Source organism: Paractinoplanes ovalisporus (genome assembly GCF_016834655.1).
GTDB classification, from domain to species: domain Bacteria; phylum Actinomycetota; class Actinomycetes; order Mycobacteriales; family Micromonosporaceae; genus Actinoplanes; species Actinoplanes ovalisporus.
Genome location: NZ_JAENHP010000010.1, coordinates 268,660 through 293,068, shown reverse-complemented (window position 1 = coordinate 293,068; position 24,409 = coordinate 268,660). Strand labels below are relative to the sequence as shown.

The window sequence follows — 24,409 nt, the reverse complement described above, 5'->3', positions numbered from 1 at the left end:
CCTCTCAGATGGTGATGCCGCCGTCGACTTGGAAGACCGCACCGGTGATGTAGGCGGCACCGGGTGAGGCCAGGTAGGCCACCAGGTCGGCCACCTCCTCGGGCCGGCCGAGCCGGCCGAGCGGGACAGCGGTGACGGCCTTGTTCTTGACCTTGTCGGTGAGCACCGCTGTCATCTCGGTGTCGATGAAGCCGGGGGCTACGACGTTGGCCCGCACGCCGTAGGCGCCGACCTCCTTGGCCAGGGCCCGGGTGAAGCCGATGATGCCGGCCTTGGACGCCGAGTAGTTGGTCTGCCCCGCGTTGCCGTAGACCCCGGCGACCGACGAAATGTTCACAATGGCGCCGCTGCGGCGCTTCAGCATGGCGAAGACCACCGCCCGGCACAGGTGGTGGACACCGTCGAGATTGGTCCTCACGACGTCGTTCCACTGTTCGTCCTTCATGTTGAACAGGGCACTGTCGCGGGTGATGCCGGCCGAGGTGACGGCCACGTCGACCGCGCCCAGCTCGGACTCGACGGCGGAGACGAACGCGCGGACCTCCTCCGCTTCGGCGACGTCGGCCCGCACCGCCAGGACGCGTACGCCGTGCTCCGCGGCCTCCTTCTCGAGACTCTGCGCCGCGGCGACGTCCGATCGGTAGCAGAACGCCACGTCGTAACCGTCACGGGCCAGCCGCAGGACGGTCGCCCGCCCGATGCCCCGCGACCCGCCGGTGACCAGTGCAATGCCACCCTGCTGCGTACTCAAAGCGTGCTCCCCATGGTCGGCGCGGCACGGTCGGCCGACCGTGCCGCGGTCAGCTGCGACGACGGGCGGAACGCCATCGTCATACTGCCGACACGCATCCTCACGACGCCGTCGACGAGGCTCTCGCCGGTGAAGATGACCGTGTCGGAGAACCGGCGCTCGACTCGGACGCGGTGCTCGAGAACGTCACCGGGACGGACGCGGCCGAAGAACCCGACGTCGGAGGCGCCGCCGAAGAGCATCACGTGGCCGGCTCGTAGCGCGGCGCCGGAGTTTGCCAGCACACCGGCCGACTGGGCCCAGGACTCGACCATGAGCACCTGGGGATAGGCCAGATCCGTGCTCTCCGGGGCCCGCGCGAACCACGGTTCCCCACTGCTGACCGCCTTGACGGCCACCATGCTCTCGCCCGGCACCATCGCCCGCACCCGGTCGACCAGCAGGATCGGATAGCGGTGCGGCAACACCGCCCGTGGGTCGGGCGGCACCGGGACCCCGCTGAGCACTTCCGGGACCACGCTTTCGGCGGCCGCGACGCTCTCCTCACCGAGGTGGAAGAGCAACCGGACCGAGGCGACGTCACCACGACCGGACGTGATCCGGGCGGTGAGCCGCCGGCCGATCGGCCGCTCGGCCCAGTTCAGATCCAGCACGAGCCGGTCGCCGGGGAGCGCCACGTTGCGGAATCGAGCCGACTCGACCGCTGCCAGCCGCAGCTCCCCGCCGGCACCGGGCGCGGCCGTGACGAAAGCGCTGAGCCGGGCGCACTCGATCAGGCAGACGCCGGGAAAGATCGGGAAGTCCGGGTAGTGCCCGGCCAGCACGGGCTCGTCGGCCGCGACGACCAGCTCGGTCCGGGCCGTCGGGCCCGGCGCGAGGACGGTCACCGCCCCCGCGACCGGGCTGCATCCCGCGAGGGACTGCCGGGTGGCCGTGGCCGTCGTCATCGGCCCGTCACCCGCAGCAGCGCGCATCCCACCACGCCCGTACGGTCGAGGGAGGTGACCAGGGCGACCCGCTCACCGGACGCGCCGAACAGGGCCAGAAGCTGGAACAGCGCCGACGCCGCGGCGGTGTCGCCGAGCAGCTCCGCGCCGAGCACCCGCTCGGTGGCGCCGGGCGGGAAGAGGTCGGCGAGCAGCTCCCGCTCCTGCTCGCCGGCCCGGCCGGGGGCACCACACGGAGCCACCGCGGTCACGTCGGCCGTGCTCAGCCCGGCACGACGCAGTGCCCGCCGCACACAAGATTCGAGACTTCCCCGGTAGTCGTCGCCGAGGACGACCCCGAACTCGACGGCCAGCACCTCGGCCAGGGCCTCGCCGTCGCCGCCGTCCGGCTCGACCATGAGGATGCCGCAGCCCTCGCCGAGTACGCTTTCGCGCTCGTCCTCACCGCGGCTGTGGTGCTCAAGCCAGGAACGGGCGTGCGAGTACTCCTCAACCGCACCACAGAGGACAACCTCCGCCCGCCCGGCCCCGAGCAGCCGCCGGGCGTAGTTGAGCGCGTAGAGACCCGCGGCCCGCCCACCGGCGACAGTCGCATTGGGGCCCTTGAGCTGATGCCAGATCGCGCACTGACCGCTGGCGCAGTTCATCACCGCGTTGGGAAAACGGGCAGCGTCCACGAAGTAGGGTTTGGCCTCGGTGAAGGAGTCCCGGCTGAAGTCCATGAGGCTCTGTGCGCTGCCGGTGGTCGTGCCGAGCACGAGACCCACCCCGGCCGTCGACATCTCACGCGCGGCGGTGTCGGCCAGCAGCTCACGGACGGCGGTGACGGCCAGGCCGCTGACCCGGTCCATCGACCTGGTCCCCTTCTTGCCCAGCACCTCACGGATGTCGAAGTCCGGCACCAGATGAGCCCGTTCGTCCGGCACCTGCCACTGCTCGCGGGAGAGGGTCGTGCCGGTCGGGCGGCCGGAGCGCAGGCCGTCGGCGAAAGCCTCCCGGCCGATGCCGAAGGGTGAGACCGCGGACCAAGCGGTGATGACGGGATTCGCAGTGACCATGGCGGTTACCTCTGCTCACCGCGGAAGGCGGCGTGCACCTTGGCGTCGAAGGGCACCAGGCCCCAGTTGGTCCGGTCGTCGATAGCGGCGTACCCATGGGTGACGACACCGGTCGCCGTCGGCACCAGGCGGTCCTCACGCAGCACGTAGCACTCCATCGACGAGGTATAGAGGAAATCTTTGAAGATCTCTTCGACCGTGTAGACGACGTAGAGCGTCTCCTCCATCAAGGCCTCGTCGACCATCCGGATCCGCGAGTGCGTGCACGCGGGGATCCAGTCCCGCGAGTCGAGCATGTTGCGGATCGACAGGCCCCGGTCGCCCAGGAAGAGGTCGACGACCTCCTCCATCACGCGCAGGTAGCCCGACATCTGAAGACGCTCGGTGTAGTGGCAGTAGAAGTACGGAATGCGCCACGCGTGGGCGTAGGCGTTCCGCCCGCGCGTCAACTGCGTCAGCACGTCAGCGTCGGTGCGGCCCTCGGCCACGATCGTCGCCGGGGCGGGCGACGTCGCCCCGATCCGGGACACCAGGAACGGGCGCAGTTCGGCCGGCAGTTCCGCGGTCGGCTTGGCCCGGGCGTCGTCGCGCAGCACCACCCGGACCTTCGACGTCGCGACCTTGCTGTTCTCACCGTCGCGATCGGTCGACAGCACTACCCGGACCGCGAGCTCGCCGTCGACGGGCGCGGACGGCACGACCTCGTACGTCGCCAGATCGTCGATGTGCAGGGCACTGATGATCCGGGTGTCCAGGTGCACGATCTCGAAGCCCACACCGCAGTTGCGATACAGCGCGCCGACCGGTGCTCCCGCCGACCGGAAGTGCTCGACGAGCGCCTCCTCGACCAGGTAGTTGATGTGCTTGAACCCGATCCAGGTGCCGATGTTGGTGCCCTCGAACCGCGGGCGCAGAGTGCCCCGGCTGGGCGCGAGCACCGCCTCCACCGACGTGGGCACGGTCACGACGCTCATCTGCTGTTCTCCTTCGATAGAGACGTACGGAGGTCAGCCACGAACTCACTGACCCCGGTGACGAAAGCCTCGGTGTTCTGCACCATGGCGAAATGCCCGACGCCTGGCACCAGGTGGGCGCGTGCGTCCGGAATCGCTTCGGCCAGGGCGAGACTCTCCGCCGGCGGTGGGCAGAAGTCGTCGGCGCCGGCGACCACAAGACTGGGCACCCCGAGCCGCGACAGGGCGAGCTGGGGCGTTCGCAGGTAGATCCGCAGGAAGCTGGCCCAGCCGTACGGGCCGACCAGGGCGCACACTCGTGTCACGAGGGCGTCGAGAGCAGCCGGACCGGTCCGGTGGCCGGCCTGAACCGCGATCCCGGCCTCGATGATGCGCCGGAACGTCACCGGGAAACGCTCGATGTCGCGCCAGGTGAAGTCGTCGGGTGTGGCCCGGTAGAAGGGTGAGACCAGCACGAGGGCACGCGGCCGGGCGAGCGTCGAATCCGGCGCGGCCAGCGCCTCGAGTACCAGGTTGGCGGCGAACGAGTGCGCCACGATCACGTCGACGCCGCCGGGAATCCGGGCGACCGCCTCGGCGACGTAGCGTTCCAGCCCGTCCTCGCGGCTCCAGGTCCGCGGGTGGCTGAGCCGCCACGGCAGATCGGCGGTCCACAGCTCGGCGCCCTCCGGCCATCGGGCGATCGAGGTGCGCCACACACCCGCGCTGTTGGCCAGGCCGTGCAGGAACAGGACACGTTCCCCGGCCTCGGCGGGCGCCCGGTGGCATTTCAGCACGACCGGCTCCGCCGGGCTGGTAGGCAGCGTCCCGGTCATCGAGCCGAGCTCCGGTCGAACACCATCGCGGCCGTGGCCGGGCCGTCATCGGCACCGTTGACCGCGAGAACCGGACCGGACCCGCCTCCGTCGAACCAGCCGATGGCGGCCGCGCACTGGAGAACGCCGAGGGCGCCCGATGCGGCGCCCCACACCGCGGCGAGGTCAACTCGCGGCACGGCCGGCAGCACGTCAGCGGGTGCCGCGCCCGCTGCGTCCGATGTGTACCAGCGCGCCGGCACCTCGGCCGCCCCGGCCAGGCCGGTGAGGCATCCCGACAGATCGGCGGTCCGCCGGTACGGGCCGAGGCCGAGCCGTGTCCGGACGCCTCGGCCCTCGGCCGTACCGGCCAGTTCGAGTACGACTGCGGCCGCGCCGTCGAGCACCCGGTCGCGGCCGGTGAGCCGGCGCACCACCGGGTTGTCCGGTTCGACGCCGACGGTCACGACGTACTTGCAGCGCCCGGAAACGAGCAGCGACTGCGCCCAGAACAGAGCGTCCAGACCTGAGGTCTCACCGTTGCAGAGCATGACGTTGGGTCCGGCCAGGCCGAACCGGATGGCAATGGACGATGCGATCACGTTGCTGGAGGCGTTCGGCAGGTCCATCGGGCTCGTGGCCCGCGTACCCTCGGTGGCGATCGTCTCGACCACCCGGCAGACCGTGTCGGCGTTGCCCAGGTTGGAGCTGACCACCACGCCGGCCTCACCGGGCGGGACCAGCAGCTCGTCGGCGTCACCGAGCAGGCCCGCGTCGGCCAGGGCAGCCCGGGCGGCGGCGAGCCCGAGCTGAGTGGCGCGGTCCTTGTACCGCAGACCACGCCCGGGCAGCTGCGCGGCCGGGTTCGCCGGTTCCGGCGACGGCACCGTCCCGCCGGCCAGGCCCGCCAGGCCGGCGTCCCCGGCCAGCACGGCACCGACGCCGGTAGCCACGGTGTTCACTCGTCCACCTCCACGATCGCGACGGCGTTGATGCCGCCGAACCCGAACGCGTTCACCTGGGCCCGGCGGGCCCGGTGGGTGGCCTGCTCACCGGTGACGATGCGGAACCCCTCGGCCTCGTCGACCAGATCGTCCAGGCCGATGGTCGGCGGGACCACACCGTCACGCAGCGCCCGGACCGCCGTGATCAGTCCAAGCAGGCCCGAGGCGCCCGAGGTGTGGCCGGTCATGCACTTCGTCGCCGTCATCAGCGGGTCACGCGCGGCCGGGCCGAACACGTCGGCCAGCGCGGTCGCCTCGGCCTCGTCGTTGAGCATCGTTCCGGTGCCGTGCAGCATCACCAGTCCGACATCGGCGGGTGTGACACCGGCCCGCCGGTGCGCGTCGCGCATCGCGGTCGCCATGCCCGCCGGGCTCGGGGCGGTCACGTGGTAGGCGTCGCAGTTGACGCCCACTCCCCGCAGCAGAGCGGTTGCCTCGTCGGCGGCCGGGTCAGCGCGGCGCAGGACAACCGCGGCGGCGCCCTCACCCATGACCGCGCCGAGCCGGTTCCGATCGAACGGCCGCACCACGTCCGGCGCCTTCGGATGGATGCGTTCCACCAGGCCGAACATGCTCTCCGAGATCATGTCCACGCCGGCCACCACCACGACGTCACTCGACCGCTGCTCGATCAGATCGGCACCCATCGCCAAGGCGTACAACGAGGCGGCGCAGGCGTTGGAGAACGTGTGTGTGGTGAGCGCCCCGAACTTGGCTCGCAACGCGGCACCGAAATGCAGATCGTCCGGGCCGAACGCGGCCCGGTCGCGATGCCACAGCTCCAGTGAGCGCAGCTCCCGCAGCCCCGTGCCGACCAGCACGGGTACACCACTGAGGTCGTCGCTCATCCCGGCGGCCCGCAGAGCCTGTTCGATCGCGGTGATCAGGTAGGTGGTCGTCCGCATCGCCGTGTCCGGACCGCCGGCCGGGCGGTCGTCGATCTCGTAGGCGTTGCGGGACCGGTACCGCTCGGTGTCGAACACCCGCAGCGGAGCATTGCCGGTGCGGCCCGCACAGAGCGCGGCGAAGAACTCGTCGACGTTGCCGCCGATGCTGGCCACCGCGCCCATACCGGTGATCGCGGTGGTCATCGCGCATTCCCCTCGTAACGCCCGAGGATCACAACCGCGTTGTTGCCGCCGAACGCCAGGCCGTTGTTCTGCACCACTCGCAGGTCGGCGTCGACGGCGTGGTTGGGCACGCAGTCCACATCGCACTCGGGGTCGGTCTGGACGTGGTTGATGGTCGGCGGGATGAAGCCGGTGTTGATGGCGAGGGCACACGCGATCGCGGACAGTGCGCTGGCCGCCCCCATGGAGTGGCCCAGCATCGACTTGATCGAGATGGTGCGCGGTGTCCCGTCGCCGAAAACCTGCCGGATCGCCCGGGCCTCGGTGACGTCGTTGGCCCGGGTGCCGGTGCCGTGGGCCGAGACAAGATCGACCTCGTTCGGCTTCACCGCAGCGTTCTCCAACGCCAGACGCATCGCAGCGGCGACACTGTCCTCGTTGGGTGCCACCGGGTGGTAGGCGTCGCAGTTGAGGCCGTAGCCGAGCACCTCGGCGTAGATCCGTGCACCGCGCGCGAGCGCCGTGTCGAGCCGCTCGAGCATGAGGATGCCGGCGCCCTCCCCGGTCAGGATGCCTTTGCGGTCGATGTCGAACGGCTGGCAGCGTTCCGGTGCGACGGTCCCGACGCGGTAGAAACCGGCGAAGGTCTTACGGCACATCGCGTCGGCGCCGCCGCAGAGCGCGTACTCGGCCTCGCCGGCCCGGACCGCGTCGAAGCCGTAGCCGATCGCATAGTTGCCGGCGGCACAGGCGGTCGGAATGGTGATGGCCTCGACGTCGGTCAGGCCGAACTCCTGGGCGACGCCGGCCGAGAGCCGGCTCGCCGGGATCCGGGCGACGCGAGCCCGGTCGAAATTCTCCGGCCCCGAGTTGACCTCGGCCTCGACCAGGTGGTCGAGGTCGTAGGACTCGCCGTCGGTGGTGCCGACCGAGATCACTCCCGGCCGGTCCCGTAGTTCGCTGACATCGGCGCCGGCGTCCTGGAGGGCCATCCGGGCCGCCGCGACGGAGAACTGCGCGGCCCTTCCCAGTGCGTCGACGGGAACGTTGCGTACCCACTCCCCCGGTTCGAACCCGACAACCTCACAGCCGTTGGTCCGTTCGAATCCGGCGGTGTCGAACCGCGTGATCGGGCGGGCGCCGCTGCGGCCGGCGCGCAGCGCCGTGCCGAACTCGGTCACGCCCAGCCCGACGCTGGAAACCACCCCGAGGCCGGTGAGGACCACTCGATGCCCATTGTCATTGCTGACGGTCACTGACATTCCTTCCGTCTCGGCCGGGTGTGGGAAAGGCTCGATCAGGCCTTCGCCATCGCCTCGGCGATGACGTCGTGCACTCCGCGCAGGTTCACCATGCGCGACAGCTCGGCCTGGTCGATGACCACCCCGAACTCCTTCTCCAGGGCGGCGAGAATCTCGATCGCGCGCAGCGAGTCGGCCTCGTGGTCATCGGCGAACAGGCTCGTCTCGGTCACCTCGTCCTCCTCGATCTCGAGGATGTCGCAGACGATGGACTTGATTTTCTCGGCGGTTTCCGCGGTCACCACGGGCATGGGTTGCGCTCCTTCGATCGCCACCGGCGAAGGTGGACGGACCAATTGACAGCCGGAACGGTAGCCAGACCGGAACGGGGCGAACACCAGCGATGCAGAAGTTTGAATCCTTGAAACGGTCTTGGGACGCCGGACCGCCCCTCTCGCAAGCCGGCATCAGAAAGCTCGATCCGTCAGCCGTTTTCGGTGGCCGGGCTCGTAGCTTGGGGCCGTCCGCCGGAACGGCGGCATAGTGGAAGGTGCCGTTTCTCTTATGACGACCGACGTCCACCCCCTGATCAAGGGGGCCGCTTACGCGGTTCCGTTGTGCGTTCTTCCGTCGTCGGTCTGGCGACTGGGATTTCCCAAGGATCCGAGCCGGAAATGGGAGTACGCCTACGTTCCCGGGCTTTCGGCCGTCTCCATGGGAGCCGCCGCATTGACCATCGGTCTGGTGCGCCCGTGGGGCGAGAAGGTCCCTCGCTGGGTGCCCGGTATCGGCGGCAAGAAGGTTCCGGTGGCGGCGGCCGTCGTGCCGGCTACGGCTGGTGCCGTCGCGGTGATGGGAATGATGGCGCACGCCACCCGTAATGGATTCTTCGGCGGCCGTAAACGGCAGCAGAGGCGGGAACAACTTGCGCTGCCGCCGCTGCCCACCGGCCGCAAAGGCGCCGTCATGCGGGGCGCCTACGCACCCCTGGTCGCTTGGGGGCCACTCGTGCTCGTGGTGACCGCGGACTACTACCGGCGCCGGACCCGGCGCCCGGACGCCACAAAAAGGATCAGCTCATGACCGAAGGAACAGCCGCCGAGCCGCTGACTCCGGACTTCTTCCAGAATCCGTACCCGGTCTACGAACGGCTACGGGAGCAGGCGCCCGCAGTGCGGATCGCGCTCCAAGGCATACCGATGTGGTTGGTGGTTCGCCACGCCGAGGCCCGGACCGCGCTGAGTTCGCCGGTCGTGGTCAAGGACAAGGCCCGCGCGGGTCGCGTCATCGCGGCCATCACCGGCGCGCAGCCACCGATGCCCGAACCGACCGGCGAAGCCTCCGACACGCCACCCGCCGCGCCGCCGCCCGAGCCGTCGCTCGGTCAGCGCATGCTGGTCGAGCACATGCTGACCGCGGACCCGCCGGACCACACGCGGCTGCGCAAGCTGGTGGGCAAGGCGTTCACCGTGCGCCGGATCCAGGAACTGCGGCCGCGTATCCAGCAGACCGTGGACGAGTTGCTCGGCGAGGTTGCCGGGCGCGAAGACGTGGACCTGCTCAAGGCGGCGGGTTATCCCCTTCCGGTGTCGGTCCTGTCCGACCTGATCGGTGTTCCCGCGGCCGACCAGGAGCAGTTCGGGGCCTGGTCCAGCGCTCTGACCGTGGCCGTCCAGCCGGACCGGTTGCTCGAGGTCGCCGAGTCCATGGCCGCCTACCTCACGGGCCTGATCGCCGATCGGCGGGCCGCCCCGCAGGACGACCTCCTCTCCGATCTGATCCGCGCGCGCGACGAGGAGGACCGGCTGAGCGAGGTGGAACTCGTGTCGATGGTGTTCCAACTGCTGGCCGCGGGTTACGAGACGACGACCCACCTGATCGGGAACGGCGTCCTGGCGTTGCTCCGCCACCCCGATCAGCTCGACGCCGTACGCGCGGACCCGGGTCTGCTCTCCGGCGCGGTCGACGAGTTCTGCCGGTACGACAACGCCCTGCATCTGTCCACGCTCAACGTCACCGCGGGGCCGCTCGACCTGGGCGAGGTGGTGATCCCGGAGGACGAGCTGGTGGTGGTGTCGCTCGGCGCCGCCAACCGCGATCCGCGCCGCTTCCCCCACCCGGAACGTTTCGACATCCGCCGGGACACGGCCGGCCAACTCGCCTTCGGGCACGGCATCCACCGCTGCCTTGGTGCCCCGCTCGCCCGGCTGCAGACCGAGGTTCTGGTCGGCAGCCTGCTCGAGCGCTGCCCGCGACTCGAACTCGCCGCCGACCCGGCCGATCTGCGCTACCAGATGAACCTCACCCGCGCTCTGGAAGCCCTGCCCATCCGTACCTGCTGACCCCGCCCCGCAAAGAGGCCCCGGACGTCACCGACGTCCGGGGCCTCCTCCTTGGTCAGCTGCCGATCCAGTCGTCCTCGAGGAGCTCGATCTCGTCCTGGTTGAGGGCCGCCAGTGCCACGTCCGAGGGCGTGTGCCCGCCCGCGGCCGGACGCCGCGTGTGCGCGACCAGAACGTCCAGCACCCGCCGCCAGATGTCCCCCAACGCCTCGAGTTCGGTGACCCCGAAGGCACCCGGCGCCGCGCTGAAGGTGGCCGTCAGCTCCGGCCCGGCCGGTCGGTCCAGCGTGACCGCGTTGAGTTCGAGAGCGAACGGAGTGAACGTCTCCGCCGGCTTCAACATCACGGCCTCCGGGGCGATCGACCATGGCTCGCGGCCGAAGTCGATCGACGTGCGACCGAGGTAGTTGAAGCTCAGTGCCGCTCCGGAGCCACGGGCCAGCACGGGCGCGGTGTCCTCGTTGAGATGGCGCAGCAGTCCGTAACCGAGCCCGTCGCCGGGTACCGCCCGCAGCTGCTCCTTGATCCGCTTGACGACGCGTCCCGCGGACTCCCCGCCCGCCCACAGGTCGGGCCAGTCGATCCGACCGGCATCCAGCCGGACCGGGAACATGGTGGTGAACCAGCCGACGGTGCCCGTGACGTCGACGCCCTCGAGCTCCGCGTCCCGGCCGTGGTGCTCCAAAGCCACCAGCATCGGTCCGGCCGGGCCGCCCCGGTGACGCTGCTGCTCGGCCAGGGCGGCGACAAACGCGGCGACCAGGATGTCCTCCACGCCGCAGTGGAACGTCGCCGGAACCTCGGACAGCAACGGTTCCGTCGCGCCGGCGGCCAAGGTCACCGAAGCGGAGACCGCGGGGCTCCCGGCGGCCGGAGGAACGGGCTGATCGTCGAGTGCGAGTGTGTCCACCCAGTAGGGCAGCTCGGCGAGCCGCTCCGGCCGGTGGGCCTCGGCACGAAGCTGCTCGCTCCACCGGCGGACCGACGTGCGGGCGGGTCCTCGCGCCGATTCCCAGCCCGCCGCCCAGCCCAGCTCCAAGTCGTCCCGGAGGATCCGCCACGAAACAGCATCGACGACCAGATGATGCGCCACCAGGAGAAGGCGGCCGGCCTCATCGGACCCCGCGTCGAACCACACAGCCCGCATCATCGTGCCCGCTTGCGGATTCAGACGATCGACGGCCCCGGCGAAGTGGCTGGTCAGCACCTCCTCGGGGATGACCGCCGCCACGGGGACCCGGGACAGCACGCTGTCGGCCGACACCTCGCCGACGGGTGCCACGACGAGCTGCCAATGATCGTCCAGCCGGGACCGCAGAACATCGTGTCGATCCAGCAGGCCCTGCAGCAGCTCGGTCATCCGATCGGCGGTCAGGCCCGCGGGCGTTCTCAGGAGAGTGTGCTGGCTGAGCCGGTCACGATCCGCGCGTTCACGCAGCAGGGCCATCATCGGAGTCGCCGGGACCGTGCCGGTCGGGTCGTCCTGCTCGGCGCCGGCGTCCTCGTCGAGGATGCGTGCCACCTGAGCGATTCCGGCGACGGTACGCCGCTCGAAAACGTCGTTGACCTTGAGTCCCAGCCCGGCCGCCTGTGCCCGCGTGATCAGCTGCATCGACGAGATGCTGTCACCGCCGAGCTCGAAGAAGCTGTCCTCGACCCCGGCGTCCGGCACGCGCAACAAATCGGCGACGATGCCGAGCAACACGTGCTCCACCGGTGTCCGCGGTTTCCGCGACGCCGGTCCGGCTGTGAACTGCGGTGCCGGCAACGCGCCGCGGTCCAGCTTGCCGTTGGGCGTCCGCGGCAGCCGGTCGAGCGGCAGGAACGCCGCCGGGATCATGTAGTCGGGCAGGGCGGCGCCGGTCAACCCGAGCAGTTCCTCCGGCGCGGGCACGTCCGCGCCGGGCCGCGGCACGAGGTAGGCGACAAGCCGCCGCACTCCGCGGTCGTCGGTCTGATCGACGACCGCGACCTGCTCGACCGCCGGGTGCCGTAGCAGCACGGCCTCGATCTCCCCCAGTTCGATCCGGAAACCGCGGATCTTGACCTGGTGGTCCGACCGGCCCAGATAGTCCAGGCGACCCGACCGGGTCCACCGGACGAGGTCGCCGGTGCGGTACATCCGCGATCCGGCCGGCCCGAACGGGCAGCCGACAAAGCGCTCGGAGGTCAGGCCGGACCGGTTGTGGTAACCCCGGGCCACCCCGTCACCGGCGATGTACAGGTCGCCCACCACTCCCGGTGGCACCGGCTGGAGCCGATCGTCGAGCACGTAGACCTGGGTGTTGTCGATCGGGCCGCCGATCGTGATCCGTTCCGGCTCCGTGAGGTCCTGGGCGGTGGCGCACACGGTGGTCTCGGTCGGGCCGTAGACGTTGGTCAGAGTCCGTACCCGTGCCCGCAGCAGATCGGCCAGCGCGTCGGAGAACGCCTCCCCGCCGATGAAGGCGTGCACGGAACGCAGGCCGTTCTCCGGCGCCGCGGCCGCGAGCGCCTGCCACAGCGACGGGGTCGCCTCCAGGCAGTCGATCCTCGCCGATTCGATCAGGGCGAGGAGAGCACCCGGGTCGAGGACGCTCTCCCGTCCGGCCACGACCACCGCCGCGCCGCAGCTGAGCGGGCCGAACAGATCGAGTGCGGCGACATCGAACGACACCGTCGTCACCGCGAGGAGCCGCTTGCCGGGACCGAGCCGGAACCGTCGCGCCTGATCGGTGAGGAGGTTCGTGAAACCGCGGTGTGTGACGACCACGCCCTTCGGGCGACCTGTCGAGCCCGAGGTGTAGATGACGTAGGCGGCACCCGTGTCCGGCGTCGGCGTGTAGCCCCCCGGCGCCGCGGTCGTCGCGCCGGGTGCATCGGTCACCAGCCGCGGGACACTGTCGTCGAGCACGCCGACCGTGGCCGAGTTGACCACGGCGAGTGCCGGCTTCGCGTCCTGAAGCGTGTACTGGATCCGGTCGGCCGGGTGTTCCGGGTCGAGCGGCAGGTACGCGGCCCCGGTTCGCATCACCGCCAGCAGCGTCACGACCAGCTCGGCCGAGCGCGGCAGGGCCACCGTCACCAGCCGATCCGGACCGGCGCCGTGACCGGCCAGCACCCCGGCGAGGCCGTCCGCGCGCTCGTGCAGCTCCCGGTAGGTCAGCGAAGTGTTGCCGTCGACAACCGCGACGGCGTCGGGTGTCCGCGCCGCGTGGTCGGCCACACGCTCGTCGATACGCCAGCGCGGCTGATCCCGGCGGGTGCCGTTCCACTCGTACAGCACCCTCTGCCGGTCCTCGTCGCCGAGAACGTCGACGTCGCCGACCCGGATCCCGGGCCGGGCGGAGACCACGTCGAGCACCCGGATCAGCCGCCGCAACAGCGACTCCGCGGTGGCCGCGTCGTACATGTCGGTCCGATACTCCAGCCATCCCCGCAGGACACCCGGATCGCCGGCCGGATTGCCGAATCCGAAGGCCAGGTCGAACTTCGCGATCCGCAGGTCGAGGTGCTGCTGCCGGACGGCCAGTGCGCCCAGCGGCACCTCGGCCGTCGGAGTGTTGTAGTGGGTGAGAGCGACCTGGAAGAGCGGATGACGGGCCAGCGACCGCTCCGGGTTCAACCCCTCGACCAGTTTCTCGAACGGCACGTCCTGGTGGGCGAAGGCGTCGAGTGTGGTTCGGCGGACACGCTCCAGCATCTCCGAGAACGTGGGGTTCCCGGCTGTGTCCGTCCGCAGGACCAGGGTGTTGATGAACAGGCCGACGAGATCCTCGAGGCGTTCGTCACTGCGCCCGGCCACCGTGGTGCCGATCGGCAGGTCGGTACCGGCACCCAGCCGGGTGAGCAGCACCGCCAGCGCGGCCTGCAGCACCATGAAGGTGCTGACCCCGTGGACTCGGCCGAGTTCCTCGATGCGCGTCGTCACGGCGGCATCCAGCCGCATCTCGACACTGGCGCCGACGTTGTCCCCCGCCGACGGTCGCGGCCGGTCGGAGGGCAGCGCCAGTTCCTCCGGCGCCCCGTCGAGCCGGTCCCGCCAGTAGGCGAGCTGACGGGCGTGGTTGCTCGCAGGGTCGTGCGGATCGCCGAGATGCTCGACCTGCCACAACGTGAAGTCGGCGTACTGGATCGGCAGCGGCTCCCAGCCCGGCTCGGCGTCGTCGCATCGCGCGGCGTACGCCGTCGCGAGGTCCCTCCGCAACGGGGCCAGGGACCAGCCGTCGGTGGCGATGTGGTGCATCAACAGGACAAGGACGTGCTCGGTGGCGCCGAGCCGGACCAGGGTGGCCCGCAACGGCCGGTCCACAGTGACGTCGAACTCCCCGCTCGCCAGGCCGGCGAGGAAGTCCGGCAACCGGTTCTCGTCGAGCTCCAGCACGGCCAGGGTGGTGGTGGGGTCGCTCAGTACCTCCTGGCGAGGCCGGCCGCCGGTCGACGGGAAGACGGTCCGCAGCGCCTCGTGCCGGGCGACCACGTCGGTCACCGCCGCCCGCAACGCCGCCTCGTTCAGGGGCCCGGACAGGTGCAGCACAACGGGCACGTTGTACACGCTGCGCGCGCCCTCGATCCGGTTGAGGAACCAGAGGGCGAGCTGAGCCGCGGACGGCGGCAGAGTCTCCGGTCGTTCCCTCCGGACCAGCTCGGCGCGGGCTGTCGCAGGCGCCTGGCCCAGTCGCCCGGCCAGGGCGGCGACACTCGGCGCCTCGAACAGGGCCCGGACCGAGATCTCCACGTCGAGAGCCGAGCGGATCCGGTTGACCAGGCGCGCCGCGATCAGGGAGTGCCCGCCGAGCGCGAAGAAATCGTCATCGACGCCGACCTTCGGCAACGCCAGCACCTCGGCGAACAGCTCCGCCAGGGCCGCCTCCTGCGGTGTCGCCGGCTCCCGGCCCGCGGCCGCGGCCGCGTAGTCCGGTGCCGGGAGCGCCCGCCGGTCCAGTTTTCCGTTCGGTGTGAGGGGAAGCTCGGGCAGCTCCACGATCACCGTCGGCACCATGTACTCGGGAAGCACGCGGGTCATCGCTTCGCGGAGCTCGGCGACGACCAGCGCAACGCCCGCCGATGGGACCGCGTAGCCGACAAGGCGCTCGTCGCCCGGCGTGTCCTCACGGACGATCACGGCCGCGGCGTCGACCCCGGGCAGAAGGTTGAGCACCGAGGAGATCTCGCCGAGCTCGACCCGGAAGCCACGCACCTGGACCTGGTCGTCGACCCGGCCCAGATAGGCGATCTTCCCGTCCGGAAGCCACCGGACGAGGTCACCGCTGCGGTACATCCGTTCTCCGGACGGCCCGAACGGGCAGGCGACAAAACGCGCGGACGACAAGCCCGGCCGATAGAGGTAACCGCGGGCCAGACCGGAGCCGGCGATGTAGAGCTCGCCGGGCACACCGGGCGGGACCGGCCGCAAATTGTCGTCGAGGATGTAGACACGGGTGTTGGACTGCGGCACACCGATCGGCACGACACCCGGGGTGAGGTCCTCACCCGGTTCGATCAGCCGATCGGTGACCACACACGTGGTCTCGGTCGGCCCGTAGCCGTTGCGCACCGCAGCTCCCGGGTTGGCCCGGCGCCACGCCACCAGAGCGTCGGCCCGCAGCGCCTCGCCGCCGAAGAACTGCTCCCGGGCCGGTCCGAACTCCGGCGGCAGCGCGGTGAGCATCGGCAGGTGACTCGGCACGGCATCGAGGTACGTGAGCCGGTGCTCCCGTAACAGCTCGACGGTCGCCGGGTCGGGCGAGTCCAGTCCCCCGGTCACATGCACGTGACCACCGTTGGCCGGGACCATGTGCAACGCCATCAGCGAGATGTCGAAGGACACCGGGGCATGCAGCACGGCCACTCCGTCGAGCCCCGCGTAGCGACGCGACGCGGTCGAGACGTGGTCGATGAGGGACCGGTGCTCGACCCAGACCCCCTTCGGGCGGCCGGTCGATCCGGAGGTGTAGAGAACGTACGCGGCATTGGTGTTCCGTAGCGGCGCGGTCCGTTCCGCGTCCGTAACCGGTCCGTCCGGAAGCGCCGCCAGCTCGGCCTCGAAGTCCGCCGTGTCGATCCGGTGCCGCGGCACGTCGGCGGCGGTCACCAGGTGCTCACTGCTCCCGTGCACCAGCGCCAGGACGGGCCGGCTGTCCTCGACCATGTACGCGAGCCGGTCCGCCGGGTAACGGTCCTCGATCGGCAGATAGGTTCCCCCGGCCGCGGCGACGGCGTGCGGTGTGACAAAGGTGTCCAGCGATCGGGAGACAGCCAGCGCCACCACCCGCTCCGGCCCCACACCGTGGCCGATCAGCCACCGCGCCATGCGGTTCACCCGGGACATGAACTGCGCGTACGTGAGATGCCCGGCGGCCGTGCTGACCGCGATGTTCCCGGGTATGCGGCGGGCCTGCTCCTCGATCCGCTCGACGACGGTCCGGAACTCGACCTCCTCGTCGGCGCCCTGCCACGTGTGCAGAACGAGCTCCCGCTCGGCCGGCGACAGCAGGTCCACCTGGGACACCCGCAGTGCCGGATCGGCCGCGACCGCGGTCAGGAAACGTACGAGCCGGTCCGCCAGTGCCTGTGCGGTACCGCGGTCATAGAGGTCGGTGCTGTAGGTCAGGGTGCCCCGCAGCCCCTCCGGCGCACCGTCGGCGCCGAACGACTCGCCGACCGCGAACTCGAGGTCGCACTTGGCCGCCCGGGGGTTGGCCGGGTGCAGGCGGGTGTCCAGTCCGGCGAAGCGTAGCCGCAGCTCGGGGATGTTCTCGAACGTCAGCAGCACCTGGTACAGCGGGTGCCGCGACAGGGAACGCTGCGGGCTGAGCCGCTCCACGAGAAGGTCGAACGGGACCTCCTGGTTGGCGTAGGCCGCCAGGTCGGCCGTCCGGACCCGCTCGATCAGCTGCCGGAAGGTGGGGTCGCGGGACACGTCGTTGCGCAACGGAAGGGTGTTGACGAAGTAGCCGACGCTGTCGGCGAGCGACTCGTCATTGCGGCCCGCGACCGCGGTGCCCAGGGCGATGTCGTCGCCTCCGCCGAGCCGCGACACCACTGCTGCGACGGCGGCCTGCAACACCATGAACAGGCTGGCGCCGCTACTGCGGGCGATCTGGTGCAGCGCCTGCTGCACCGGGGCGTCCAGGGTCCACGACAGGATGTCACCCTGGCTGCTCAGGACGGCCGGGCGGGGACGGTCGGTCGGCAGCTCGAGCTGGTCCGGCAGGCCGGCCAGGGCCTGCTCCCAGTGCGCCAGCTGGCGGGCGAGACGGCTCTCCGGGTCGTCGGGACGGCCCATCAGCTCGGCCTGCCACAGGGTGTAGTCCGCGTACTGGACGGGTAACGGCTCCCAGTCCGGCGCGCTACCCGCGCGCCGGGCCGTGTACGCAGCGGCCAGATCGGCGACGAGGGGGCTCAGCGACCATCCGTCCGAGACGATGTGGTGCACGACGATCAGAAAGACCTGCTCGGTCGGTCCGAGCACCAGCAGATGGGCCCGGATCGGCAGCTCACGGGCGAGGTCGAAGCCGGCCCGGGCCGCTTCACTCAGGTGCTCGTCGAGCGAGGCCTCGTCCGACTCGGCGACGGTCACCGGCACTTTCAGGTCGGTGGCCTCCACGATCCGCTGGATCGGCACGCCGTCGTGGTCCGGGAAGACCGTGCGCAGGCTCTCGTGCCGCAGCACGGTGTCGTGCAGCGCGGCCAGTAAGGCCTCCCGGTCGACCCGGCCGGTGAACCGCAGTGACACACCGAGGTTGTATGTCGGGCTGGGCCCCTCGACCTGGTTGAGGAACCAGAGTCCGCGCTGCGACGGCGAAAGCGGCATCTCGGCCGGGCGTTCCCGTGCGGCCAGCGGCAGCCGCGCGCCCTCGGCGTTGGCGACGATGGCGGCGAGCTGGGCGACGGTCGGCGCGTTGAACAGCTCGCGCACCGGGACGTCGACACCGAGAACCGCCTCGATACGCAGGACCAGCCGGGTGGCGACCAGGGAGTGACCGCCCAGTTCGAAGAAGTTGTCGTCGATACCGACCGAGGAGACCTCCAGAATCTCCGCGAAGAGCCCGCAGAGGACCTGCTCCTGGGGTGTGCGTGGGGCTCGTCCGACCCGGTCGCCCGTCTGCTCCGGCGCGGGCAGCGCGGCCCGGTCCAGTTTGGCGTTCGCGGTGAGGGGCAAGGCGTCCAGCACGACGATCGCGGACGGAACGAGATAGTCCGGCAGCACGGTGGCCAACTCGGACCGCATGGCGCCGGCGTCGATCCGCTCCCCCGGGACCGGAACGACGTAACCCACCAGACGTTTGTCGTCCGGCCTGTCCTCGCGGACCAGAGCGGTGGCCTGAGCGATGCCGGGTCGTGCGGCGAGGGCCGCCTCGAGTTCCGCGGGTTCGATCCGGAAACCGCGGATCTTCACCTGGTCGTCGGCCCGTCCGGCGAACACCAGATCACCGTCCCGGCCGAGGCGGACCAGATCACCGACGCGGTACATACGCTCGCCCGGCGCGCCGAAGGGGTCGGCCACGAACCTCTCGGCAGTGAGACCGGGCGCGGTCCAGTAGCCACGGGCGAGGCCCGCGCCCGCCAGGTAGAGCTCGCCGAGCACACCGGGTGGCACGCGGCGCAGGTTCCGGTCGAGCACATAGGCGCGCACACCGTCCATCGGCCGGCCGATCGGCACCGGATCGGCGACCACGCCGGTGGTGACGGTGTGGCAGGTGGCGAACGTGGTGGTCTCGGTCGGACCGTACGTGTCCCGGAACACCATGTCGGGGAACCGTTCGAGCACGCGGCGCACGGCCGCGGCGGGCACGACGTCGCCACCCGCGCAGAGACTGCGGACGCCCTCCAGGCAGTCCGCGTCGTTCTCGGCAACCACCCGGAACAGGCCCGCGGTCAGGTGCAGACCGGTGATGCCGTGCGCGGCGATCAATCGCCGGAGGGTGGCGACGTCCATGTCGTGAGGCGGGGCCAGGACGACGCGGCCGCCGGTCAGCAACGGCACCCACAGCTCGTAGTTCACGGCGTCGAACGCGTGCGGCGCGTGCATCAGCACCCGGCGGTGCGCCTCGTCCGCGAACCGATTGTCGAGGGCGAACGCGACCAGGTCCCGGTGGGTGATGGCCACGCCCTTGGGCACGCCGGTCGAACCCGACGTGAACATGATGTACGCCAGCTGCTCGGGACGTGTGGTCACCGCGGGCGCCGTGACCTTCCAGTCACCGGCCGGGGTGTCGCCGGCAATGACGGTCGCCGTGGTGTCGATCCCCTCGGCCGTCCCGTCCGCATCGGTCAGAAGCACGGCGGCCTCGGTGCGGCGCAGGATCGCCTCCCAGCGGGCCCGGGGCGCACGCGGGTCGAGCGGGACGTAGGTCCCGTTGGCCTTGAGCACGGCCAGCAGCCCGACGACCAGATCGACCGAGCGGCGACGCAGGACGGCGACCCTGCCCTCGGCACCGACGCCGGCCGCGAGCAGGCAGTGCGCCAGCCGGTTGGCTCGCTCGTCCAGCTCCGCGAACGTGATCTCGGTGCCGTCCGCCGCCACCAGGGCGACGGCCGTGGGCGACGCGGCGACGATCTGCGCGAAGCGGTCCGGCACTGTCACGTCCTGGACGGCCGGGACGGTGGCCGGGATGACGACGGCTTTCTCCTCGGGCAGGACAAGTTCCAGATCGGCGATGCGTGTCTCCGGCCGGGCCACGACCTCGGCCAGCATCACGGCCAGGCGGCCGAGCATGCGCTGCACGGTGACCTCGTCGAACAGGTCGGTGCTGTAGATGACCTGGGCGCCGAGCCCGGCCGGGCGGCCGTGCTCGTCGAAGCTCTCGCTGAAGTCGAACTGGAGGTCGAACTTCGCGACGACCAGGTCGCCCGGCGTGACAACGGCGTCCAGACCGGTCAGCTCGACCGTGCCGCGCGGGTGGTCCTGCAGGCTCAGCAGCACCTGGAACAGCGGGTGACGGGCCAGCGAACGGTCCGGGTTGAGCACCTCGACCAGCCGATCGAAGGGCATGTCCTGATGCGCGTACGCGGAAAGGTCCGTCTGCCGTACGCGTTCGACCAGCTCGGTGAAGGTCGGCCGGCCCGAGGTGTCGGTGCGGAGCACCAGGGTGTTGACGAACAGACCGACCAGGTGCTCGACGGCCTCGTCGGTGCGGCCCGCGACGGGGCTGCCCAGCGGGATGTCGTCGCCCCCGCCGAGCCGCGACAGCAGGGTGGCCAGCGCGGCCTGCAGGAGCATGAACAGGCTGGCTCCGCACTGACGAGCCAGTTCGGTCAGGCCGGCGTGGGTCCGCGTGTCGAGATCGAGCGTCACCGCCGCGCCGCGGTGACTGCTCGCCGCCGGACGGGGGCGATCGGCCGGAAGGTGCAACTCCTCCGGAAGGGCCGCGAGAGTCTGCTTCCAGTACGCGAGCTGGCGCGCGAGCGGGCTGCCCGCGTCCGTCTCGTCACCCAGCAGTTCCCGCTGCCAGAGTGCGTAATCGGCGTACTGGACGGGAAGCGGGGCCCACTCGGGCGCCTGACCATCGATCCGGGCGTTGTAGGCCGCGGTGAGGTCGTGCACGAGTGGGGCAAGTGACCAGCCGTCGGCCCCGATGTGGTGCACGACGACGGAGAGCACGTGCTCGTCGGCCGAGAGCCGGAAGAGCTCGGCCCGCAGCGGGGATTCCGCGTCCAGGCGGAAACCGTGCTCCGCGGCCCCCCTCAGCCGCGCCGGGAGCAACTCGGCCGGAACGTCGACCGGGTCGAGGGAACCGGCTACGGTCGCGACATCGAGGATCTCCTGCCGCGGCAGACCCGCCCGCTGCGGGAAGACCGTCCGCAGACTCTCGTGGCGGTCCAGCACGTCGGTCAGGGCCGCGCGCAGGGCCCCGACGTCCAGGGCACCACGAAGGCGCATGGTGAACGGGATGTTGTAGGTCGAGCTCGGGCCCTCGAGCCGGTCGAGGAACCAGAGCCGTTGCTGCGCATAGGAAAGCGGGATGTCCGCCGGGCGGGCACTCGGCCGCAGCGCCGGCCGGGCCGTTCCCGTGCTGTCCAGAAGCGGGGCCAGGGCGGCCACCGTGGGTTGTTCGAAAATGTCGCGGACGGAGAGCTCGGCCCCGAGCACCGAGCGCACCCGGCCGATCAGGCGGGTGGCCGACAGCGAATGCCCGCCCAGGACGAAGAAGTTGTCCTCGGCCCCGACCATGTCCACGCCGAGCGTCTCGGCGAACAGGGCGGCGAGCACCTGCTCGCCGGGTGTGCGGGCGGCGCGGGACGTCCCGCTGCCGGTGAGCTCCGGCGCAGGGAGGGCCCGTACGTCGAGCTTGCCGTTCGAGGTCAGTGGCAGCTCGGTCACCGGAACGAACGCAGCCGGCAACATGTGGTCGGGCAGCGACTCACCAAGCTTCTTACGCAGCTCACCGGCGTCCGGCACGTGTGCCGGGTCCTCCGCGACCAGATAGGCGACGAGCTGACGCTCGCCCCGGCCGTCGTCCCGGGCCACCACCGCGCAGTGGGTCACCCCGGCACAGGCGGACAGCGCGGCGGCGATCTCGCCGGTCTCGATCCGGAATCCACGGATCTTGATCTGATCGTCGGCGCGGCCCAGATACTCCAGCGCGCCGGCCTGCAGGCGGGCCAGGTCGCCGCTGCGGTACATGCGGCTCCCGTCGGCCGCGAACGGGTCGGCGACGAACCGTTCCGCGGTCAGACCGCTCCGGCCCAGGTAGCCCTGAGCGACGCCGCCTCCACCGATGTAGAGCTCACCGGTGGCACCGGGAACGGCCGGACGGAGAGCGCTGTCCAGCAGATACACCCGCAGGTCGGGGATACCGACCCCGATGAGGCTGCCGGCGCCGGAGGCAACGGTCCCGGCGTCGAGCGCCCGGTAGGTGACATGGACCGTGGTCTCCGTGATGCCGTACATGTTGACCAGGACCGGTGCGTTCTCGCCGGAGTGCCGCTGATACCAGTCGCGCAGCCGCCACAGATCGAGCGCCTCACCACCGAAGATCACATAGCGCAGGGCCAGCCGGTCACCGTCGGCCGGGTTGTCCCGATCCGCCTGCATCAGCTGGAAGAAGGCGGACGGGGTCTGGTTGAGCACCGTCACCCCTTCGTCGCCGAGAAGCCGCAGGAAGCCCTCGGGCGACCGCGAGACCTCGTAGGGCACCACCACGAGCCGGCCGCCGTGCAGCAGCGGTCCCCACAGTTCCCAGACGGAGAAGTCGAAGGCGTACGAGTGGAACAGCGTCCAGACGTCGTTCTGGTCGAAGTGGAACCAGTGCTCGGTCCGGCTGAACAGCCGGACGACGTTGCGGTGGCTCACCTGAACGCCTTTGGGACGTCCGGTGGACCCGGACGTGTAGATCACGTACGCCGGCGAGCCGTCGGTCAGCGGTCCCGCCCGATCGGCGTCCTCGACCGGGGTCCCGGGCAGGACGGCCAGCTGGCCGGCAGTCTCATCGCCGTCGAGGGCGATCGCGGGCACGTCGTCGGGCAGCGCCGCGGAGGCCGACGCGTGCGTGACGACCACGGCCGGGTGGGCGTCGCCGAGCGTGTACGCGATGCGGTCGGCCGGATAGGCCGGGTCGATCGGCACATAGGCCGCACCGGATTTCATCACGGCGACCTGGGCCACGACCATGTCGAGGGAGCGCTCCAGCAGCAGACCGACGAGCGTGCCGGGCCGGGCCCCGTGGGCGATCAGCAGACGAGCCAAGCGGTTGGCCCGCTCGTCCAGTTCGGCGTAGCTGAGCGAGACCGGGCCCAGCGTGACGGCGGTCGCCCGAGGTGTCCGCGCCACCTGGCCGCGGAACAGATCGTCGAGAGTCTCCGCGGACGATTCGAGGACGGCGGGCACGTCAGCGGGGGCGGTCCGCTCGTCCCGGCTCGCCACGTCCAGCCGGCCGGTGGGCTGATCGGCCGCACCGGCCATCGTGACCAGCAGCTCGGTCAGCCGGGCGCAGTGGCCCTTCAGCTCCCGCTCGTCGTACAGGTCGGGGTTGGCGTTCAGCTCGATGCGCAGTCCGCCGGCCGGGTCGCGGCTGTCCACCACCACGGTCAGGTCGTCGTCGTGACCGATGGCCAGAGTCTCAACCGTGACCGGGGCACCGCCGAAGTCGAAGTCGTAATTGAAGGTGACGATGTTGATGCGGGGACCGAGCAGACGACGACCGTCGGCCAGAGCCCCCTGGTCACGTCGCAGGTCCTCGTAGCGGTACCGCTGGTGCCGCAGCGCGGCGCGCAGTTGTCCGGACGCCTGTCGGACGATGTCGGTGACGGTCGCGCCCGCTTCGACCCGCACCCGGACGGGTACGACGTTCGACGTCATGCCGGGCACCCGGGCGACGGCACCGCGGGGCCGAGCCCCGACCGGCAACGCCAGGACAACGTCCGGACGGCCGGTGATCCGGTGCACGTACAGGGCCTGCGCGGCCACGACGACCGCGGGCCAGCCGACGCCGGACTCCCGAGCCAGCGACCGGACGGCCTCCGCGCCCGCCGGGTCGACGTGTCCCTCGGCGCGCAGCAGCGGCCGGCGTGGATACCGGCGCGGTTGCCCGGCCAGACCGGCCACCTCAGGCGAATCCGCGTACTGCTCAGCCCAGGCGGCACGGTCGGCGGTGAACTGGTCCGATGCCCGGTACTCGGCATCGGCGGCGGCCAGCTCGGCCAGGCCGGCCCCGGCCCCGGCCCCGGCCTCCGGCGGAACACCGCCGGCCAACGCGTTGTAGACCGTCGCGATCCGTCGCGCGACCAGGGCACAGCTGATCCCGTCGAGGACCAGGTGATGGTGACGCTGGAACCAGACGAAGCGATCCTCCGCGCAGCGCAGCAGCGCGAAGGCCGACAGCGAGGCACCGGTCAGTTCGACCGGCTCGACCAGCCGGGCGGCGAGCCAGTCCCGGGCCGCGGCCTCGGGATCCGCAGCGGAAGAGAGGTCCACGAACTCGAGCGGCACCTCGCCGTCGATCAGCACCATCTGGACGGGCCCGTCGTCCTCCTCGGCGAAACGCGTCCGTAGCGCCTCGGTCTCGGCGACCACCTGCCGCACGGCCGCCGCGAACCGCTCGGGGTCCACCGGCCCCGCGATGGTGATTCGCTCGGCCAGACAGAACAGCGGGTTGGCCGGGTCCTCCTGCGCCGCGTACCAGATTCCCAGCTGTCCCGAGGTCAGCGGAACACGGACACCCTGAGGGTGAGACATACCAGCTCCACGTATCTACAAGGCGTCCGTGCCGGACGCGCGTCACAAAGGATTGAGAGAGGTGGCGTGC

The 24,409-nt window shown here is 70.9% G+C and carries 12 protein-coding genes; 2 read left to right on the top strand and 10 right to left on the bottom strand.

Annotation, left to right across the window (positions count from 1 at the left end):
* Positions 1-4 precede the first annotated feature (4 nt).
* The 9 genes from fabG to JIG36_RS28605 are packed head-to-tail and all read right to left on the bottom strand — an operon-like array spanning position 5 to position 8,150.
* Complete coding sequence (gene fabG / locus JIG36_RS28645; RefSeq protein ID WP_203379514.1) at positions 5-751, bottom strand: 3-oxoacyl-[acyl-carrier-protein] reductase; 747 nt, start codon at positions 749-751, stop codon at positions 5-7.
* A complete protein-coding gene (locus JIG36_RS28640) occupies positions 748-1,698 on the bottom strand; it encodes a 3-hydroxyacyl-ACP dehydratase FabZ family protein (protein ID WP_203379513.1) in 951 nt (316 codons plus the stop codon). Before JIG36_RS28640 ends, fabG begins: the two co-directional genes overlap by 4 nt.
* Positions 1,695-2,756, bottom strand: coding sequence for a beta-ketoacyl synthase N-terminal-like domain-containing protein (locus tag JIG36_RS28635; RefSeq protein ID WP_203379512.1), 1,062 nt, complete (start codon positions 2,754-2,756; stop codon positions 1,695-1,697). Before JIG36_RS28635 ends, JIG36_RS28640 begins: the two co-directional genes overlap by 4 nt.
* A gap of 5 nt (positions 2,757-2,761) precedes the next feature.
* Entirely contained in the window at positions 2,762-3,730 is a 969-nt protein-coding gene (locus tag JIG36_RS28630) for a hotdog family protein (protein WP_203379511.1), read from the bottom strand.
* Positions 3,727-4,545 (bottom strand): alpha/beta fold hydrolase, encoded by an 819-nt coding sequence (locus tag JIG36_RS28625; protein WP_203379510.1) that lies wholly within the window; start codon positions 4,543-4,545, stop codon positions 3,727-3,729. Before JIG36_RS28625 ends, JIG36_RS28630 begins: the two co-directional genes overlap by 4 nt.
* Positions 4,542-5,486 (bottom strand): beta-ketoacyl synthase N-terminal-like domain-containing protein, encoded by a 945-nt coding sequence (locus tag JIG36_RS28620; protein WP_203379509.1) that lies wholly within the window; start codon positions 5,484-5,486, stop codon positions 4,542-4,544. The genes JIG36_RS28625 and JIG36_RS28620 overlap by 4 nt, the downstream gene beginning before the upstream one ends.
* The gene (locus JIG36_RS28615) at positions 5,483-6,619 is read right to left on the bottom strand and encodes a beta-ketoacyl synthase N-terminal-like domain-containing protein (protein WP_203379508.1); all 1,137 of its coding nucleotides are present in this window, start codon (positions 6,617-6,619) and stop codon (positions 5,483-5,485) included. Before JIG36_RS28615 ends, JIG36_RS28620 begins: the two co-directional genes overlap by 4 nt.
* Positions 6,616-7,860, bottom strand: coding sequence for a beta-ketoacyl-[acyl-carrier-protein] synthase family protein (locus tag JIG36_RS28610; RefSeq protein WP_203379507.1), 1,245 nt, complete (start codon positions 7,858-7,860; stop codon positions 6,616-6,618). Before JIG36_RS28610 ends, JIG36_RS28615 begins: the two co-directional genes overlap by 4 nt.
* A 35-nt stretch (positions 7,861-7,895) precedes the next feature.
* Entirely contained in the window at positions 7,896-8,150 is a 255-nt protein-coding gene (locus JIG36_RS28605) for an acyl carrier protein (protein ID WP_203379506.1), read from the bottom strand.
* A gap of 253 nt (positions 8,151-8,403) precedes the next feature.
* Here JIG36_RS28605 and JIG36_RS28600 point away from each other — a divergent pair, with 253 nt between their 5' ends.
* Both JIG36_RS28600 and JIG36_RS28595 read left to right on the top strand, forming a co-directional pair.
* Positions 8,404-8,922 (top strand): hypothetical protein, encoded by a 519-nt coding sequence (locus JIG36_RS28600; RefSeq protein ID WP_203379505.1) that lies wholly within the window; start codon positions 8,404-8,406, stop codon positions 8,920-8,922.
* Positions 8,919-10,181 (top strand): cytochrome P450 family protein, encoded by a 1,263-nt coding sequence (locus JIG36_RS28595; protein WP_203379504.1) that lies wholly within the window; start codon positions 8,919-8,921, stop codon positions 10,179-10,181. Before JIG36_RS28600 ends, JIG36_RS28595 begins: the two co-directional genes overlap by 4 nt.
* A 55-nt stretch (positions 10,182-10,236) precedes the next feature.
* Here the strand turns inward: JIG36_RS28595 and JIG36_RS28590 are convergent, their stop codons facing one another.
* A complete protein-coding gene (locus JIG36_RS28590; protein ID WP_203379503.1) occupies positions 10,237-24,339 on the bottom strand; it encodes a non-ribosomal peptide synthetase in 14,103 nt (4,700 codons plus the stop codon).
* Positions 24,340-24,409 lie beyond the last annotated feature (70 nt).